This window comes from Fundidesulfovibrio soli, from assembly GCF_022808695.1.
In the GTDB taxonomy this organism is placed as follows: Bacteria; Desulfobacterota; Desulfovibrionia; order Desulfovibrionales; family Desulfovibrionaceae; genus Fundidesulfovibrio; species Fundidesulfovibrio soli.
Window position 1 is genome coordinate 43,662 of the sequence record NZ_JAKZKW010000011.1, and the last position, 15,973, is coordinate 59,634.

The 15,973-nt window shown below is 63.5% G+C and carries 13 protein-coding genes and 1 tRNA gene; 7 read left to right on the top strand and 7 right to left on the bottom strand.

Features of this window, described 5'->3' with window-relative positions:
- Positions 1–571 precede the first annotated feature (571 nt).
- From MLE18_RS10945 to MLE18_RS10960, 4 genes are read left to right on the top strand one after another with little or no spacing between them, the layout of a single operon-like run.
- Entirely contained in the window at positions 572–2,569 is a 1,998-nt protein-coding gene (locus MLE18_RS10945; protein ID WP_243438841.1) for a hypothetical protein, read from the top strand.
- A 3-nt stretch (positions 2,570–2,572) separates the two neighbouring features.
- Positions 2,573–3,133: a hypothetical protein gene (locus MLE18_RS10950; protein ID WP_243438842.1), complete on the top strand. Its 561-nt coding sequence runs from the start codon at positions 2,573–2,575 to the stop codon at positions 3,131–3,133.
- Between the two features lie 17 nt (positions 3,134–3,150).
- Entirely contained in the window at positions 3,151–4,173 is a 1,023-nt protein-coding gene (locus MLE18_RS10955; protein WP_243438843.1) for a glycosyltransferase family 2 protein, read from the top strand.
- Positions 4,174–4,202: 29 nt separating this feature from the next.
- Entirely contained in the window at positions 4,203–4,922 is a 720-nt protein-coding gene (locus MLE18_RS10960) for a class I SAM-dependent methyltransferase (RefSeq protein WP_243438844.1), read from the top strand.
- A 142-nt stretch (positions 4,923–5,064) separates the two neighbouring features.
- Here MLE18_RS10960 and MLE18_RS10965 read toward each other — a convergent pair.
- Positions 5,065–5,158, bottom strand: a tRNA-Ser gene (locus tag MLE18_RS10965).
- 121 nt (positions 5,159–5,279) lie between these two features.
- Here MLE18_RS10965 and MLE18_RS10970 point away from each other — a divergent pair.
- The 3 genes from MLE18_RS10970 to MLE18_RS10980 are packed head-to-tail and all read left to right on the top strand — an operon-like array spanning position 5,280 to position 8,875.
- Positions 5,280–6,458 carry an aminotransferase class I/II-fold pyridoxal phosphate-dependent enzyme gene (locus tag MLE18_RS10970; RefSeq protein WP_243438845.1) on the top strand — a complete coding sequence of 393 codons (1,179 nt, stop codon included), beginning with the start codon at positions 5,280–5,282 and terminating at the stop codon, positions 6,456–6,458.
- On the top strand, positions 6,458–7,759 hold the full coding sequence (locus tag MLE18_RS10975; RefSeq protein WP_243438846.1) for a homoserine dehydrogenase: 1,302 nt from the start codon (positions 6,458–6,460) through the stop codon (positions 7,757–7,759). The genes MLE18_RS10970 and MLE18_RS10975 overlap by 1 nt, the downstream gene beginning before the upstream one ends.
- A 60-nt stretch (positions 7,760–7,819) precedes the next feature.
- Positions 7,820–8,875 carry a C1 family peptidase gene (locus tag MLE18_RS10980; RefSeq protein WP_243438847.1) on the top strand — a complete coding sequence of 352 codons (1,056 nt, stop codon included), beginning with the start codon at positions 7,820–7,822 and terminating at the stop codon, positions 8,873–8,875.
- Between the two features lie 360 nt (positions 8,876–9,235).
- Here the strand turns inward: MLE18_RS10980 and MLE18_RS10985 are convergent, their stop codons facing one another.
- The 6 genes from MLE18_RS10985 to MLE18_RS11010 all read right to left on the bottom strand — a co-directional run bounded on the left by MLE18_RS10985 (position 9,236) and on the right by MLE18_RS11010 (position 15,971).
- Positions 9,236–10,354: an NADH:flavin oxidoreductase/NADH oxidase gene (locus MLE18_RS10985; RefSeq protein ID WP_243438848.1), complete on the bottom strand. Its 1,119-nt coding sequence runs from the start codon at positions 10,352–10,354 to the stop codon at positions 9,236–9,238.
- A 169-nt stretch (positions 10,355–10,523) separates the two neighbouring features.
- Positions 10,524–11,291, bottom strand: a complete 768-nt coding sequence (locus MLE18_RS10990) for a hypothetical protein (RefSeq protein ID WP_243438849.1) — start codon at positions 11,289–11,291, stop codon at positions 10,524–10,526.
- A 3-nt stretch (positions 11,292–11,294) separates the two neighbouring features.
- Positions 11,295–12,548, bottom strand: a complete 1,254-nt coding sequence (locus MLE18_RS10995) for a sulfite exporter TauE/SafE family protein (RefSeq protein WP_243438850.1) — start codon at positions 12,546–12,548, stop codon at positions 11,295–11,297.
- A 99-nt stretch (positions 12,549–12,647) separates the two neighbouring features.
- The gene (locus tag MLE18_RS11000; protein WP_243438851.1) at positions 12,648–13,034 is read right to left on the bottom strand and encodes a response regulator; all 387 of its coding nucleotides are present in this window, start codon (positions 13,032–13,034) and stop codon (positions 12,648–12,650) included.
- 128 nt (positions 13,035–13,162) lie between these two features.
- The gene (locus MLE18_RS11005; RefSeq protein WP_243438852.1) at positions 13,163–15,223 is read right to left on the bottom strand and encodes a methyl-accepting chemotaxis protein; all 2,061 of its coding nucleotides are present in this window, start codon (positions 15,221–15,223) and stop codon (positions 13,163–13,165) included.
- Positions 15,224–15,359: 136 nt separating this feature from the next.
- Positions 15,360–15,971: a GyrI-like domain-containing protein gene (locus MLE18_RS11010; RefSeq protein WP_243438853.1), complete on the bottom strand. Its 612-nt coding sequence runs from the start codon at positions 15,969–15,971 to the stop codon at positions 15,360–15,362.
- Between the last annotated feature and the right edge of the window lie 2 nt (positions 15,972–15,973).

Genomic DNA, 15,973 nt, shown 5'->3' on the forward strand with positions numbered 1-15,973 from the left:
ATTCTAGGCATCTGGGGGATGAAAGTACCCATGGCGGTACCCATGAAAATGACGCCCAGGGCTGGCCGCACCTCGAAATATCTAATGACAGATTCAGGGGCCGTCTCCAACGGGAGGCGGCTCCCCACAGGAACCGACTCGTCAGACTGCTCCAGACCCCTCCATTGCTTTGTAACAATATTGATCAACGGAAGATTTCTCTGCAGATCATCATACAGAGCATTGCCAGACAATCGCTGAGCTCGCACATCCCAGAGCTGGTTAGGATCAACGAGTTCACGAGCCCAAGCACATTCCTGGAGGATCTGGACCGCTGGATCGACGGCTACAATGCCAACCATCTGCACTCGACCCTCGGCTACAGATCGCCGGAGGCTTACGAGGCAGAACAACTTAGCCACTAGAATTAATTAGCAGACGCTTGCTAAACGAGGGGCAGTACAATTCATCTCCGCAACTGCCCACGCTCCAGAGACCGCTTGCCAAGGGCTCGCGACGTGGTGTAGTCTCTCATAGATTTTCAATGTTTAGCCATCATTAGGTGCACAGGCCAACCATGCTCCGAGGGCATATGCGATCATACAACCTGCTCCGCTCCACGAGCTACTTCATCCTCTCGGCGCTTCCGCTCGTTGCCACTTGGCTCTTTTATCACATTTTTGCCCAGGCATCATTGTTCGAGGTCGTCCCTTATCCCCATTTCGACCCATTCGACTACTTCCTGCAAATCAACGGGTTCGCGGCCCACGGGTTCTCCATGGGTCACTTCAGCCAGAACGAGGTGGTCCCCTTCATCGCCACGAGCCCTTTCGGAGTGCACGGGCCAGTCTATGTCTCCATCGTCGGCCTGCTTGCCGGCGCCTTCGGCGGACTCGGCGTTCAATCAGCTCCAATCTTCAACTTCACGCTGCTGACAGCGAGCATTCTTACCTTCTATTTCTTGGTGCGTCCCAAGCCCGTAGCCGCGCTCTACTCCATCGCCCTGATCCTCGTGTATCCGGAGATGATGCATTTCACGGCGACATACTGGCAAGAGCCCGCCAACATGGGCCTGGCCTACGTACTGGCCGCCCTTTTCCACTGCATGCTGCTGAACCCGGGCAATAAGCGGTACACGGCCTCGCTTTTCGTCATGCTCATACTCGCCAGCCTGATCCGCCCCACATGGGGATTCCTCCTGCCAGGGTATTTTGTCGCAATCTCGGACTTCCGCCGATTGTCTATCATTCGCGGGCTTTTTACCGGCATCGGCTGCCATGTGGCCACGTTCTTCTGCTACCAGTTCTTCGCCTCCCCCTGGGTGGGCCACTACGCGCCCTGGCAGCTGGTGCTGATGGACTTGGGCACGAAGAACGCCCTGGACGTGCTTCTCCAGTTCTCTGCACTGCTAGGAGATAATTTCTTAGCGATTTGGCGCCTGGTCTCCCAGGACCGTTTCCTATTCCTGGTGGCGGGTTTTCTTCCCGTGATCATGGGCGTGCTCGAATACAGACGCAGGCGCGCCACATCGCCAGACGAGAGACTGCTCTATCTCAAATTGTTATGGGTTTTCGGAGGCTATGCCGCCCTCATCTGCGCAACCAGCTTGAGCCAGTCTTTGCAAACCCGGCATCTGTACCCGGTATTCCTGTTCAGCTGCCTGCTCCTGGCCTGCCTGGGCCTTATGCCCGGGGTCCGGATGTTTCTGCTCGGCGCCCAGGTCGCGGCCCTTGGCTTCGGGTTCCAGCTGCTTCAGGAGCGGGCCTATGACATGACGCAGAATTCAGCTGGGCGGCTTGAGCGCATAGAGTGGTTTTCCAGTTTTACAAAAGACATCTTGCGCTACGAGCCAACCAACAACGCCTGGTGCAACAGCTTACTGGTGACCGACTTCGCTACCAGTACTGAGTTTCTTGGTCTGCAACCGGGTTTTGGTTTGTCTTACATCCTCCATCCGGCACAGTTCTCCTGGAAGGCCAAATCGCGCTTTCTCCTGATTAAGCTTGACCAGGCGGCCGAGCTGTTGCGACAAAAGAATTCCCTGCGGTACCTGGCGAGCACGACCGCAGGCGACATCTATGTCAACCTGGACTGCAATTGTCCGGAAAGAGTCGACCCGGACGAACCAAATGGCAGTCCACAGAAGGACCTGGAGCCAGTGATTCTGGCTTCCATCGTCTCCGGCAACCGCAACGTACGGCTGTCCGAAGTGCTCCGGAACCCGATAGTCACCGGCATGTCCCTGCTGCCGAAACGCACCGCCGCGGACGAGCGGATTATAACAGCAAGGGTCAACCTCGAGCCAAGACTGTTTCTCAACCTACAACACTCTGGCAGCACGACAGATGACAAAGCGACAGTGGCTCCTTTGAACTCATACGACAGCATATCTCTCGACTTTGTCTTCATTGAAAAATCCAAGGGGATCTCGCTGGTTGTCAAATCCATCCGCATTCATTGTGATTCGGGCCGTTTCATGAACTATGTTTTGACAAACTCCGACCTGGAAAACATTGTGGACGGCAAGCCTATCTCAAGCACCATGTGGACCCACAACGACCGCAGAATTCCAATCTGTCAGGAGCCATGAGCCGTGGCCAAACTCAAAATTCTGTCCGCCATGGTCCTTTTCATCTTGGGCGTCGTATTTGTCGCCAGCGGCCAAGGCAACCCCTTGAATCAAATATACTGCAGTGTCCTATTGCCCGTGACCAGGTGGTCGCCGTCTATCGTCGGTTTTTTCTCTTGCAGCAATGTGGTTCAGTCTAAACTGAACGAATTTGATCGCAACCTTGCGCTGGAGCCTCAGCCAGACTTCCAGGGTTATGCGGTGTTCACCCCCCTCGATGCCAGCCAGCCAGGTGTATTCCGCATGCAGGTGAAGCACGATCGCCAGCTCATGTTCTTCTTTCCTCGAATGCATGGGGATGATTGCAGGGTGGAGGTCTACGAGGTCGTAGATGAGTACAAGAGGAAACTTTTCACCATTCGTGGAGACAAATCAAATTGGACACCCGTTGCACAAAGACAGGTGTTAAACATGGGCTGCACGCAGGACGCAGTCCTGGGCAAGGTATCCGACACAGTGCTTGAGTTTGTGCTCATTGGAAAGTGGGCACAGATATGGACCAAAGATTCTGCTGTCTTGTATTGAAAGGCTACGGCGTAAACATGAGCACTCTTGATTTTTCCCTAATCGTACCCTGCTACAATGAGCAGGACATGCTCCCCCTCTTTCTCCAGGAGGCTGTCCCGCAACTCGACACACAAATCGGGCGGTCGTGGGAGATCATCGTCGTCGACGACGGCAGCCAGGACAATACGGCCGCGATAGTCGCCCTGCACAATGCCAAAGACCCCCGGATCAAGGGTGTGTTCCTCAGCCGCAACTTCGGCCACCAGGCGGCGGTCAATGCCGGGCTGGCCTACGCCATCGGGGATGCCGTCGGGGTGATCGACTGCGACCTGCAGGACCCGATAGCCGTGCTCATCGAGATGTACAACGCCTGCAGCCAAGGCGTCGAAGTTTGCTACGGAATCCGCCAGAAGCGTGATGCCCCCGCCCTGCTGAGGTTCTTCTATTCCTTGTTCTACTGGCTGATGAGCAACACCTCGAACCACGCCTGGCCGCGCGACGCTGGGGATTTTTGCGTGATGTCCAGGCGGGCGCTCAACGCGATCCTGCTGCTGCCAGAGCGCTCGCGCATGCTGCGTGGGCTTCGCTCCTGGGTCGGCTTCCCGCAGAAGGGGTTCCCCTACGCTAGGCCGCGCAGGCTCTCCGGCAGGAGCAAGTACAACATCCGCAAACTTGTCGACCTCGCCCTGCTGGGCTTTGTCGGATTCTCGGACGCCCCACTGAGGCTGATCGGGGTATTCGGCTTTGCCGTCGGGCTCGTGGCCCTGCTGATCATGCTTTCCGTCGTAATCAACCGCCTTTTCCCCCATTTCACCCTGCTTGGCTACTGGGTGGGCTCCAGCCCCATGGCTGCGACGATCCTTGTGGTCTTTCTCTTCTTCATGGGCCTGCTGTTCATCTTTCTCGGCATCCTCGGCGAGTACATCCGTGTCGTGCTGCATGAAGTCAAAGGTCGCCCCGTAGCCCTGGTTACCACGACCGTGGGAAGCCTGCCGGCCTCGAACTCAACCTCCGTCGTGTCACCCACAGAGGTCTCCAATTGTCCATGCGAGAAATAATCCGACTCTCAGAGAGCATCCCCGTCAGCATGACTGAGCACTGGCATGATATCGCCAGCCTGGACCATTTCTGGATCCGCCGCCGATTTGAAGTGCTGACCCGCCTTGTGCCTGGATTCGACCAGGCCCGGCTCCCCGTCGCCGACATCGGTTGCGGGCGGGGCCTGTTGCAGCGGCAGCTTGAAACCGCGTTCGGTCTAAGCGTCGACGGGTTCGACCTCGACGAGCAAGCACTTTCCCGGAACATCAGCACGGCCAGTCGCGTCTTTCTCTACAACATCCATGACCGTTCTGAGAAACTGTATAAGGCTTACGGCACCATCTTCCTCTTCGACGTCCTTGAGCATATTGAGGACCAACAGCATTTTCTCCAGTCAGCACTGCACCACCTCCGGCCAGGCGGACAGATGCTGGTCAACCTCCCTGCCTACAATCACCTGTTCTCGACCTATGACACCATGGCGGGCCATCTCAGGCGGTACACGCTGCCCCAGGCCGTCTCCGTGCTACAGGCCGCAGGGCTCAAGCTGCGCAAGGTGACATATTGGGGGGCCCCCTACTATCCGCTGCTGCTGGTGCGGAAGGTGATTCTCTCCCGGAAGCAATCGGAAAAGGACGTCATCGAGAAAGGGTTCGAGGTCAATACCGACACCTTGAACAAACTGCTCGGCTTGTTCGGTCGTCTGGAGCCACTGCCCCAGAAACTGTTCGGCACCTCTGTCATGGCCGTGTGCGAAAAGATGGCGTGACCGACCTTTGCCACGGCTCGTGATCCCGCCAAGGCGAGCCATGCAATCCCGATCACCCTGCACCGGACCGCAAAACCTCCGCAAAAACAAAAAACCCCGTTTGGGACGGCTGGTCCAAAACGGGGTTTCTCTCTGGAAATTTTGGCGGAGAGGGCGGGATTTGAACCCGCGATACCGGTTTTGCCAGTATACTCCCTTAGCAGGGGAGCGCCTTCGGCCAGCTCGGCCACCTCTCCGCGCAAAGCGGGTTGATACATAACCCTCCCTTCCCCGTCAAGAGGGCATTTGCGCCTTTGACACCACGGCCCGCCCCGGCTACATTTTCACATTCACTCACCATAGAAGGAGCCGTTCGCGATGCATAAATTCGCGCGCATGGAGCGCCTGCCTCCCTATGTCTTCGCCGTCGTCAACGAACTGAAGATGCAGATGCGCCGTCAGGGCGTGGACATTGTCGACCTCGGCATGGGCAACCCGGACATTCCCACCCCCAAGCACATCGTGGACAAGCTCACCGAGGCTTCCCAGAAGGGTGTGAACCACCGCTACTCGGCATCCAAGGGCATCCCGGGCCTGCGCCTGGCCATGGCCAACTGGTACCTGCGCCGCTTCGGCGTGGAGCTCGACGCCGACTCCGAGGTGGTGGTGACCATGGGCGCCAAGGAAGGCCTGGCCCACCTGGCCCTGGCCATGCTCCAGCCCGGCGACGTCGTGTTCGCCACGGACCCCGCCTATCCCATCCATCCGTACGCCTCCATCATTTCGGGCGCGGACGTCCGGCGCATTCCCTTCGGCAAGGGGCGCGACTTCTTCGAGGACCTGCTGGCCGCCACCAAGCAGACCTGGCCCCAGCCCAAGCTGCTCATCATCAGCTACCCGCAGAACCCCACCGCCGAAGTGGTCGAACTGGAGTTCTTCGACAAGATCGTGGCCTTCTGCAAAGACCACAACATGCTCTGCATCCACGACTTCGCCTACGCCGACCTCTGCTTCGACGGCTACAAGGCCCCCTCCTTCCTGCAGGCCAAGGGCGCCAAGGACGTGGGCGTGGAGTTCTTCTCCATGTCCAAGAGCTACTCCATGGCCGGCTGGCGCGTGGGCTTCTGCTGTGGCAACAAGGAGATCGTCCAGGCCCTGACCCGCATCAAGAGCTACCTGGACTACGGCATCTTCCAGCCCATCCAGATCGCGGCCGCCGTGGCCCTCAACGGCCCGCAGGACTGCGTGACCGAAATCTGCGACATCTACCGCGACCGCCGCGACGCCCTGATCGAAGGGCTGGAGCGCGCCGGATGGATCGTCCCGCCGCCCAAGGCCACCATGTTCGTCTGGGCCCAGATTCCCGAGGAATTCCGGCACATGGGCTCGGTGGAGTTCTCCAAGATGCTCCTCAAGGAGGGCCACGTGGCCGTCTCGCCCGGCCTTGGCTTCGGCCACTTCGGCGACGACCACGTCCGCTTCGCCCTGGTGGAGAACCGCCACCGCATCAACCAGGCCGTGCGCGGCATCAAAAAGGCCCTGTCGGGAGAATCATGATGTCCGCCCAGCAGGTGCGCATCGGCCTCGCCGGGTTCGGCGTCGTGGGGCAGGGGCTCACGTCCATCCTCTCCGGCAGCGCCCAGTGGATCGAACGCCGCCTGGGCCGCCCGGTGGCCGTGCACGCCGTGGCCCTGCGCGACCCGCACAAGCAGCGGGCCGTGCCCATTCCCGAGGGGGCGCGCGTGGTCTTGAGCCCGCTCGAACTCGCGCAGGACCCGGACATCGACATCGTGGTCGAGCTCATGGGCGGGCTGGGCATGGCCTACGACCTCATCCGACTGGCCCTGGCCTCGGGCAAGCACGTGGTCACCGCCAACAAGCACCTGCTGGCCGAACGCGGGGAGGAGCTCTTCGCCCTGGCCGCCCAGAAGGGCGTGGGCCTCTACTACGAGGCCAGCGTCTGCGGCGGCATCCCCATCGTGCAGACCCTCAAGGAGTCCCTGGCGGGCAACCGCATCCTGGCGGTCACCGGCATATTGAACGGCACCTCCAACTTCATCCTCTCGCGCATGTCCTCCAAGGGGCTGACCTACCAGGCCGCGCTCAAGAAGGCCCAGAGGAAAGGCTACGCGGAAGCGGACCCCACCCTGGACGTGGAAGGCTTCGACGCCGCCCACAAGCTGGTGCTGCTCATCCGGCTGGCCTACGGGCACGACTACCCGCTGCACAAGCTCCCGGTGACGGGCATCACCGGCGTGACCCCGCTGGACATCGCCTACGCCAAGGAGTTCGGCTGCCAGGTCAAGCTCATCGGACAGGCCAAGATGGTGGACGGCAAGATCATGGCCGGCGTGCATCCCATGATGCTCAGCCACTCCTACCTGCTGGCCCAGGTGCATGGCGCGTTCAACGCCGTGCGCGTGGTGGGCGACGCCGTGGGCGCGGTGATGCTCTACGGGCAGGGCGCGGGCGGGCTGCCCACCGGCAGCGCCGTGCTGGCCGACATCATGGACCTTGCCCGCGACGGCGCGGCCCCCAACAACACCGGCTTCCCCGAAAAGATCCTCCCTCCCGCGGACATCCTGCCGCCCGAGGAGGAGTGCAGCCGCCGCTACTTCCGCTTCAACGTGGAGGACAAGCCCGGCGTGCTCGCCGCCCTGGCCCAGGCCCTGGGCGACGTGGGCATCTCCATCTACCAGGTGGTGCAGAAGGTGGACCCCTCGGCCCCCGACAGCAATATCGTGCCCATCGTGTTCATGACCCATCAGGCCAAGCAGCGCGACGTGGAGAAGGCCCTGGAGAGCATCCGGGCCATGCCCTTCGTCAAGGCCGAACCCGTGCACCTTCGGGTGCTGTAACGCTCCGGGCGGGGGGCCTTGGCTCCCCGCCCATTCTTCACCCGCCCCGAAGGAGGCCTTATGCCCAGGCCCGGACGCTGCCTCTTCGCCGTACTTCTCCTGACCCTGACGATCCTTGCCGCACCCCGCCTCTCTCTCGCCGCCGATACGCTGTCCTTCGAACCCGGCGACAGCCTCGAAACCCTGCGCGAGAAGATCCGCCTCAACGGCTACGACTTCACCGTGGGCGAGACCTGGGTTTACGCGCTGCCCGAAGCCGCCAAGAAGAACCTGCGCACCAGGGGGGCAATCCCCTCATCCCCCCCCAAAACCCCGGCCCCGCGCCTGACCTCCCTGGACGCCGCCGCGCCCCTGGCGCTCCCGGCCTCCTTCGACTGGCGCGACAAGGGCGGCAAGAGCTACATCGGCCCGATCAGGAACCAGGGCGACTGCGGCTCGTGCTACGCCTTCGCCGCCGCGGCCACGGCCGAAGGCGCCTACAACGTGGCCACCGGCAGGACCGGCGCCAACTGCGCCGACTTTTCCGAGCAGTTCATCGCCTTCTGCCTGGGCACCTACGGCCCCTACTCCAGCCATTTCAACGGCTGCGACGGCGCGGACTACGACTACGCCGAACTGCTCGCCCTGACCCAGGTGGGCGTGGCCCGCGAGTCCGCCCTGCCCTACACCGGCGTGCCCCCCTCCGGCTGCGACCGCTCGGCCTACGCCGTGATCCGCTTCAAGGGCTGGGGCCGCGTGGCCTGCTCCGACATCGACGCCATCAAGGCCGCCATCATGGCCAACGGCCCGGTGGACGCGGCCGTGAACGTCACCTCGGCCTTCGACGCCTACAATGGCGGCGTCTACCAGGACGACCAGGCCGGCTGCCCCGGCTACGACTGCGCCTACACCACCACCAACCACGCCATCACCCTGGTGGGTTGGAACGACAACGGCGACGCCGCCAACAACGGCTACTGGATCCTGCGCAACAGCTGGGGCACCAGCTGGGGGGAGCAGGGCTACATGCGCATCAAGTACGGCTCGGCCCGCGTCTCCTGCTCGGTGGCCTACCTGACCTACCCGCGCCAGACGGGCGACCGCCTGAACGGGGCGCTCAAGCTGCTGCTGCAGTAGCCTCACCCGCGAACGGACATGAAAAGGCCGCGACGGGCAACCGTCGCGGCTTTTGTTAAAGGGAAGATGTGGAGGAAGACGCCTCCGGCGGGCAAAGGGCCTTCAGCCCTCTGCACTCCCTTTCCGCTTCGCACTCACTGCTGTGACACTGGTTCTAGCGCGCTAAGAAGCGCTGTCTCCGGGTGTGGCCTCCTGGCGCGCAGCCGATAGATGTTCTTCAAATACATCTTTCGGCTGCGCGCCAGGAGGCCACACCCGGAGACTCCAATCACAACAGGAACGCCCTCCCCCAACAGATGTGTCGTACCCCCACGACCCATATGGGATTCCAAAGGGAGTTCCTCCCTCCCCGCCTTTGCGCTACGACCTCCTGGTCCGCACGGCGTAGCCGTATTGCGTGGGCCATTTGGCCTCGCCGCCCAGCGCCTGGGCCGCGTTGAGCGCGAAGTAGGGCTCGCGCAGCATCTGGCGGCCCAGCATCACCATGTCCGCCTGGCCCGAGGACACGATGGCCTCGGCCTGGGCCGGGTCGGTGATCATGCCCACCGCGCTCACGGGCATGTCCGCCCTCTTGCGCACGGCCTCGGCGAAGGGCACCTGGTACCCCGGCCCCACGGGGATCTTGGCGTGGGGCACGAGCCCGCCTGAGGTGATGTCCATCAGGTCCACGCCGACGCCCTTGAGCTCCTTGGCCAGGGCCACGGTCTGCTCCAGGTCCCATCCGCCGTCCACCCAGTCCGTGGCGGAGACGCGCACGAAGAGCGGCATGGATTCGGGCAGGGTCTCGCGCACGGCCTGGGCCGTCTCCAGGGTCAGGCGCATGCGGTTCTCCAGCGTGCCGCCGTAGGCGTCGTCGCGCTTGTTGGAGAGAGGGGAGAGGAATTGGTGCAACAGGTAGCCGTGGGCCGCGTGCAGCTCCACCACATCGAACCCCGCGGCCACGGAGCGGCGGGCGGCCGCCACGAAGGCGGCCTTGATCTCGGCGATGGAGTCAACGTCCAGCGCTCGGGGTGCGGGCTCGCCTTCGGAGAAGGGGATGGCGCTCGGGGCCACGATCTCCCAGCCGTCCTCGGCCTCGGGGGCCACGCGCGCCCCGCCCAGCCAGGGCGGCAGACAGCTAGCCTTGCGCCCGGCGTGGGCCAGCTGCATGCCCGAGACCGCGCCCATGCGCCGCAGGAACGCGGTGACGCGCGCCAGGGGTTCGATGTGTGCTTCGGTCCATATGCCCAGATCGGTCGAGGAGATGCGGCCCCGGGCCGTGACGGCCGTGGCCTCGGCGAAGACCAGGCCCGCCCCGCCCACGGCCCGGCTGCCCAGGTGAACCAGGTGCCAGTCGTCCGCGAAGCCGTCCTGCGCGCAGTACTGGCACATGGGGGAAACGACGATGCGGCTGGGGATGGTCACGCCGCGTAGGGTCAAGGGCCGCAGCAGTTCCGCCGTGGCCTGACCCGTTGTATTTGGAGTGGAATCAGCGTTCATGGGATGCCTCCTTGCGATGCCCCGCCTGCTGAGGCGGAGCTTATCAGCCGTATGGCCCATAGCGGGCGCTATGGCAACCCGATGGGACGCGAGACTCCTGACTTGCGAGGGGCGGCAAAAGAAAAAGGCCGCCCGGAGGCGGCCTTCCCAAGACTGGGCGTAGGGGGGGCTAGCCCTTCTTCTTGGATTTCTTCATCGACATGCCCACACCTTCGAACATGAAGAAGATGCTGTAGCCGTACCACATGGTGTAGACCACGTAGAAGGCCAGCAGGAAGGCCAGCAGGAACACGTTCTTGGAGACGGGCTCGCCCACCACGCCGTAGAAGTTGTAGGCGGGCTCCAGGCCCTTCTTCATGGCGGTGTCCAGGGCCTTGGCCTCGGCGACCTTTCCTTCCTTCTGCAGGGGCTTGATCATCGCGCTGAAGCCCTTCCACAGGGCCTTGATCTGCTTGCGCTCGGCGACGTTCTCGGGCTTCTCGGCATCGGCGCCGACCACCGAGAACACCTTCAGGGCGCGGTCGGAACTGGCCGTCAGCAGGACGCCCATGTCCGCCTTGACGGTGATCACGTTGTCCTTCACTTCCACCTGCGCGCCCATGGCCTGGAGGGCCTTGGCCGATTCCTGGGCGTCCTTGTTGGCCTTGTCCTGGGCCTTGGCGGGGTCGGGCTCGTCCTTGATGTCGGGCTTGGGCATGGTGGCGGCCACCATGATCTGCTTGCCCTTCTGCTTCTCGGCGGAAGCCTTCACCTGGTCGGAGTAATCGGAGGAGTTCTTGGAGAGCTTGTTGAAGAACTCGTCCGCGAATTCAAGACCGGTCTGCTTGTTGCCGTTCTGGTCCTTGAACACGGGGGACATGATCAGCATGAACACAGCGCAGAAGCTGATCATCAGAATCATGCCCTTGCTGAACGCACCTTTATTGACAATGATCATTGGTTACTCCTCCCCGCGCAGCATGGAAATGTTGGCGAAGAACTTCCCGAACACCCACACGCCGAACAGGCCGACGCTGACCCAGAACACGATGTTGCCGACGTATTCGATCATGTTGTTGAGTTCGGGGGACCAGCCCAGGTAGCCCAGCTCGGTGAGCTTCTTGGGCAGGGTGGCCGCACGGTTGATGAAGCCGGAGATGATGGACAGCGCGTAGAAGCCGCGGATGTGCACGCCCTTGACCACCTTGGTCACCAGCGCGCCCACCTGGATGCCCAGCAGGGAGCCGATGAGCATGCCCATGGCCAGGGTGTAGAACACGAAGCCGTACACCGCGTACTGGGCGATGCCCGCGAAACCGGCGGTGAAGATGATCTGCAGGATGTCGGTGCCCACCGTGGTCATGGAGGAGACGCCGAACACGTACACGAACATGGGGAAGGTGATGAAGCCGCCGCCCACGCCCATGATGGCGGCCAGGGCGCCAACGATGAAGCCGCCGCAGGCCAGCACCCACATGGAGAGCTGACGGCCGCCGGGGACGAAGTCCTCGTCGAAGGTGATCATCGGGGGGATGCGCAGGGCCTGGACCTTGGCGGCCAGGGGCGGCACGTCGCCGCCGGAGGGGCCGCCGTGGGCGTCGCCGCCGGCGGCCTCGTTGCGGGACTTCAGGAAGTCATACGCGCCGTAGAAGCCCAGGAAGCCCAGCAGCACCGCGTAGATGGTGGAGATGAACAGCTCCGACATCAGGGGGTCGGTGTCGTAGAGCCACTTGTTGAGCGTTCCGCCCGCCACCGCGCCGAAGCCCGAGCCGAGCAGGAAGCCAAGGGCCAGCTTCACCGAGACGTTGCCCAGCTTCTTGTGCACCGCGGTGCCCATGATGGCCTTGGCGAAGATGTGGAACAGGTCCGTGCCGACGGCCAGGATGCCCTTGACGCCAGCGGCCATCAGCGCCGGGGTGATGATGAAGCCGCCGCCCGCGCCGATGCAGCCCGTGATCAGGCCGGCGGCCAGGCCCACGCCGATGGAGGCCAGGAAGATCGTGGTGTTGTAGTAGGAAGGCATGTAGGCGGTCTTGCCGCCGATCACGTCGGCCGCCTCGACCAGGCTCAAGCCCAGGATGGGCAGGGCCAGGACCGCGAGAATCAAAAGTTTCTTGCGGTTCTTGATGATGCTCATGGAGACTTCGTAGTCCCATCTGGCATGGGCTCGAGTCCCCTCCATCATGAACTGGTATACTTCCCTGAAAAATCGCATCCGCACCACCTCCGGTTAATCAACGCGTTTGGCCCCTCGGGGCGTTGCATCGGAGCGCCAACCCGCGCCCCCCCAATCCACCTTCCGGGAGACCGGGGCTCACGGCCCCGAAAAACCCGATTCAATCCCTCCGCGAACGGCATTCACCACCAGCGCCGGGTCCTCGCCCTTGGGCACGAAGAGCACGCGGGGCTCGCCGAGACACTCCCCGGCCTCGTCCCGGCTGTGGGCCAGCACGGCCACCGGGAACCCGGGCCGCGCCCGGCGCACCAGCCGGATCACTGAGAGCGGGTCCATGTCGGGCAGCTCGGAGTCCATGACCAGCAGGTCGCCTCCGGCGCTCGCCATGTCCACTGCCTCGCGCCCCAGGGCGCAGCCCTTCACCGCGTAGCCCTCGCGGTTGAGCTCCCTGGCGAACAGCTCCCGGATGTGCCGGTTGCGATCCGCAAGGATGACGGTGAAGGTCGTGGATGCCGCAGTTGCCATGCCCCCCCTTAGGCAAGAGGCGTGCCGGAATTCACAAATCGCAACCGCCCAGAATAGCGAAACAAAAAAAGCGGCGAACCATGTGGTCCGCCGCCTGGGTGTCCATTTTCTTTACAGTTGATAAAGACTCAGACGCCGATGGCCCTGGCTCCGCCCGCCTTGCTTTCCTCCAGGTCCGCGATGACGGCCTTGAGCTCGTGGGCGTGGCCCGAGAGGCCCTGCACCGCCCGTGCGAACTCGCCCACGCCCTGGGCCAGGTTCTGGGAGAAGCTGCTGATGTCGGAAACCGCCCGGGCGATCTCCTCGCTGACGCTGGACTGCTGCCCCGCGGCCTGGGCGATGCCGCGCACCTGCCCGGAGCTCTGGTCCACCAGGCCCACGATGAGGGCCAGGGCCTCGCCGGACTGGTCGGCAAGCCCGGCTGCCACGGCCACGGCCTGGGCCGCCTTCTTCACCAGCTGCACATTGTCGGCGGTGTTGGCCTGGATGTTGGCGATGGCCTGGCCCACCTCCTTGGTGGAGTCCATGGTTTTTTCGGCCAGTTTGCGCACCTCGTCGGCCACAACCGCGAAGCCTCTGCCCGCGTCGCCCGCGCGGGCGGCCTCGATGGCGGCGTTGAGGGCCAGCAGATTGGTCTGGTCCGCGATGTCCGAGATGACGGTCATGACCTGGCCGATGGCCGTGGCCTGCTGCCCGAGCTTGGCCATTCCCTGCTCCAGGACCTTGGCCAGGCCGTCCACCTCGTTGATGGCCTTGCGGGCGTTCTCCACCACGTCGTGGCCGCTCTGGGCCTGCACGCGGGTCTTGTCGGCCAGCTCGGAGGCCTCCGCCGCGTTGCGGGCCACCTCCAGCACGCTGGAGTTCATCTCGTCCATGGCGGCCGCTGTTTCGCCGGTTGTGGCCTCCTGCCCGGCCACGCCGTTTCGCAGGGCGTCGATCTCCGCCATGAGCGCCTCGGAGCTCTCTGTGATGCCGCCCACCACGCCGTGCAGAATCCCCGCCGCCTGGAGCATGCCCTCGCGCCGGGCCTCCTCGGCCTCGTGGCGGGCCTGCTCGGCCTGCCCCAGGGCCTGCTTGGCCTCGTGGACGGCATCCTCGGCGCGGCGGCCTTCCTCCCGGATGGTCTCCAGGTTGGCCTTGAGGGAATCCACCATCTTGCGCAGGTCGTCGGCCAGCACGCCCAATTGGTCGGTGCCGTGGACCTCCAGCCTGGCGTCCAGACTGCCGCCGGCCACCTCGCGCGCGAAGGCGCCGCAGGCCGAAAGGGGCTTCAGTATGCACACCCGCAGCGACGCCATGATCACCGCGACCAGCAGGACGGCGATCACCAAGGATATGAGCATGTTGTTGCGGTTGACGGCCTGCACCAGGGCGGCCATTTCCTGGTAGGGGGAGACGATGACGTAGCGCCAGCCCGTGAGCGGATCGGGCAGCACCGTGACCATGCCCTTGTTGCCGTCCTGGCTGGTGGCGATCTTCTCCATGGAGGATGCAGCCAGGGCCTTTCGCATCCACTCGGGCGGGTCCTTCTCGGTCTGCATGCGCTTGGCCGTGTCCGGATGGGCCACGTACATGCCGTCGCGGTCCAGGATGAAGGCGTAGCCGGAATCCCCGATGCGGGTCTTGCCCACCTCGGAGGTGAGGTACTCCAGGTCAAGCCCGGCGTTGAGCACGCCCACGAGCTTTCCCGAGCCGTCCTTCACCGCCACCGCCAGCACCACCACGGCCTTGCCCACCGTGCGGCTCACCAGCGGCTTGGAGACGGCCCTGTCCTTGCCGGAACTGACGGCCTTGAAATAGTCGCGGTCCGCCACGTTCACAGAGCCCTTGAGCACCTCGGAAGAGGTCAAAGCCTCTCCCTTGAGGTCGAAAACGTTGAGATAGAGGAGCCCCTTGAGGCTATTGACCAGGCTCAGCAGTTCCTCGTGGGTGCCGGGAGGGTTCTTGCCTTCTGCGGCCTGGATCATGTCCTGGCGTTTGGCGATGCCCGCCAGGGCGTGGAGCCTGTCCTCCACGCCGCCGGTCACGTCGCGGGAGAGGAACTGCGCCAGCAGGGCCGTGTCCTGCCCGAGCATGGTCTCCATCGACGAGCGCACCAGGTTGGCGTTGAGCACCACCAGGCAGAGCATGCCCAGCAGAATGGCCCCGAGGGCCGGGATCAGAAATTTCAACTGCAGCGACAACTTCATGAATCCCCCAGGCTAAGGTGTTTCCAGGCAGTGTGGCACCCTTATATTTGTTTCGGTAGCAACCTCCAAAAGATTAGCCCGCATACCGAGCTGCCGGAACCGGAATTCCGGACGGGATGCATGGGCGGCGGAAAGCCTACATCACGGGCACCCGAAGCAGGACGCGTTGCCGTTCGGGCGCGGTGCGGGCGGGATCGTTCAGGGCCACCTCGTGCAGGCGGCCCACGGCGTAGGCCTCGCGCTCCTCGATGAAGGCGTAGAGGGCCCTGATGGAATCCTGCAGGGCCTCGCGCGGCCCCACGTGCAGCATCTGGGCGCAGCGGCCCTCCTCCATGCCCATGGCCACCGCCAGGCGCAGGGCGGGCGAGACTTCGCCCTTGGCCGCCAGGGCCGCCTTGACCTCCTCCAGTTCGTTCTCGCCCACGGAGTCGGGCAGGCGCATGCACATGGCCCAGTTGAGGGCGTCGTCCGGGGCCTGGGTGATGTCGAAGTATCCCGGGTCCATGTGCCACAGCGTCTCGCGGCGGCAGAGCTTGAAGCCCTGCCCCGCCGCCGCGGCCCGGGCCTGCAGCGCCCGGCCCAGGCGGGCGAGCGCCTGGCGCCCCTCGAGATACTCTCTCCCATCCACGCCGCCGCGCCCCTCGACGCAGAGGTACCAGCCCGACTCCACCTCGGCGAAGCGCGGTTTGCGCCAGGCGGTGTAGTCCTTGCGGTTCAGGGCGAAGAGGTCTGTTTTCTGCTGGGTCATGG

Bases quoted from the DNA above. Each gene is read 5' to 3' on its own strand.
- MLE18_RS10980 (WP_243438847.1), top strand. From the start codon at position 7,820: ATGCCCAGGCCCGGACGCTGCCTCTTCGCCGTACTTCTCCTGACCCTG.
- MLE18_RS10995 (WP_243438850.1), bottom strand. From the start codon at position 12,548: ATGCGATTTTTCAGGGAAGTATACCAGTTCATGATGGAGGGGACTCGA.
- MLE18_RS10960 (WP_243438844.1), top strand. From the start codon at position 4,203: ATGACTGAGCACTGGCATGATATCGCCAGCCTGGACCATTTCTGGATC.
- MLE18_RS11010 (WP_243438853.1), bottom strand. From the start codon at position 15,971: ATGACCCAGCAGAAAACAGACCTCTTCGCCCTGAACCGCAAGGACTAC.
- MLE18_RS10970 (WP_243438845.1), top strand. From the start codon at position 5,280: ATGCATAAATTCGCGCGCATGGAGCGCCTGCCTCCCTATGTCTTCGCC.
- MLE18_RS10985 (WP_243438848.1), bottom strand. From the start codon at position 10,354: ATGAACGCTGATTCCACTCCAAATACAACGGGTCAGGCCACGGCGGAA.
- MLE18_RS11000 (WP_243438851.1), bottom strand. From the start codon at position 13,034: ATGGCAACTGCGGCATCCACGACCTTCACCGTCATCCTTGCGGATCGC.
- MLE18_RS10945 (WP_243438841.1), top strand. From the start codon at position 572: ATGCGATCATACAACCTGCTCCGCTCCACGAGCTACTTCATCCTCTCG.
- MLE18_RS11005 (WP_243438852.1), bottom strand. From the start codon at position 15,223: ATGAAGTTGTCGCTGCAGTTGAAATTTCTGATCCCGGCCCTCGGGGCC.
- MLE18_RS10990 (WP_243438849.1), bottom strand. From the start codon at position 11,291: ATGATCATTGTCAATAAAGGTGCGTTCAGCAAGGGCATGATTCTGATG.
- MLE18_RS10975 (WP_243438846.1), top strand. From the start codon at position 6,458: ATGTCCGCCCAGCAGGTGCGCATCGGCCTCGCCGGGTTCGGCGTCGTG.
- MLE18_RS10955 (WP_243438843.1), top strand. From the start codon at position 3,151: ATGAGCACTCTTGATTTTTCCCTAATCGTACCCTGCTACAATGAGCAG.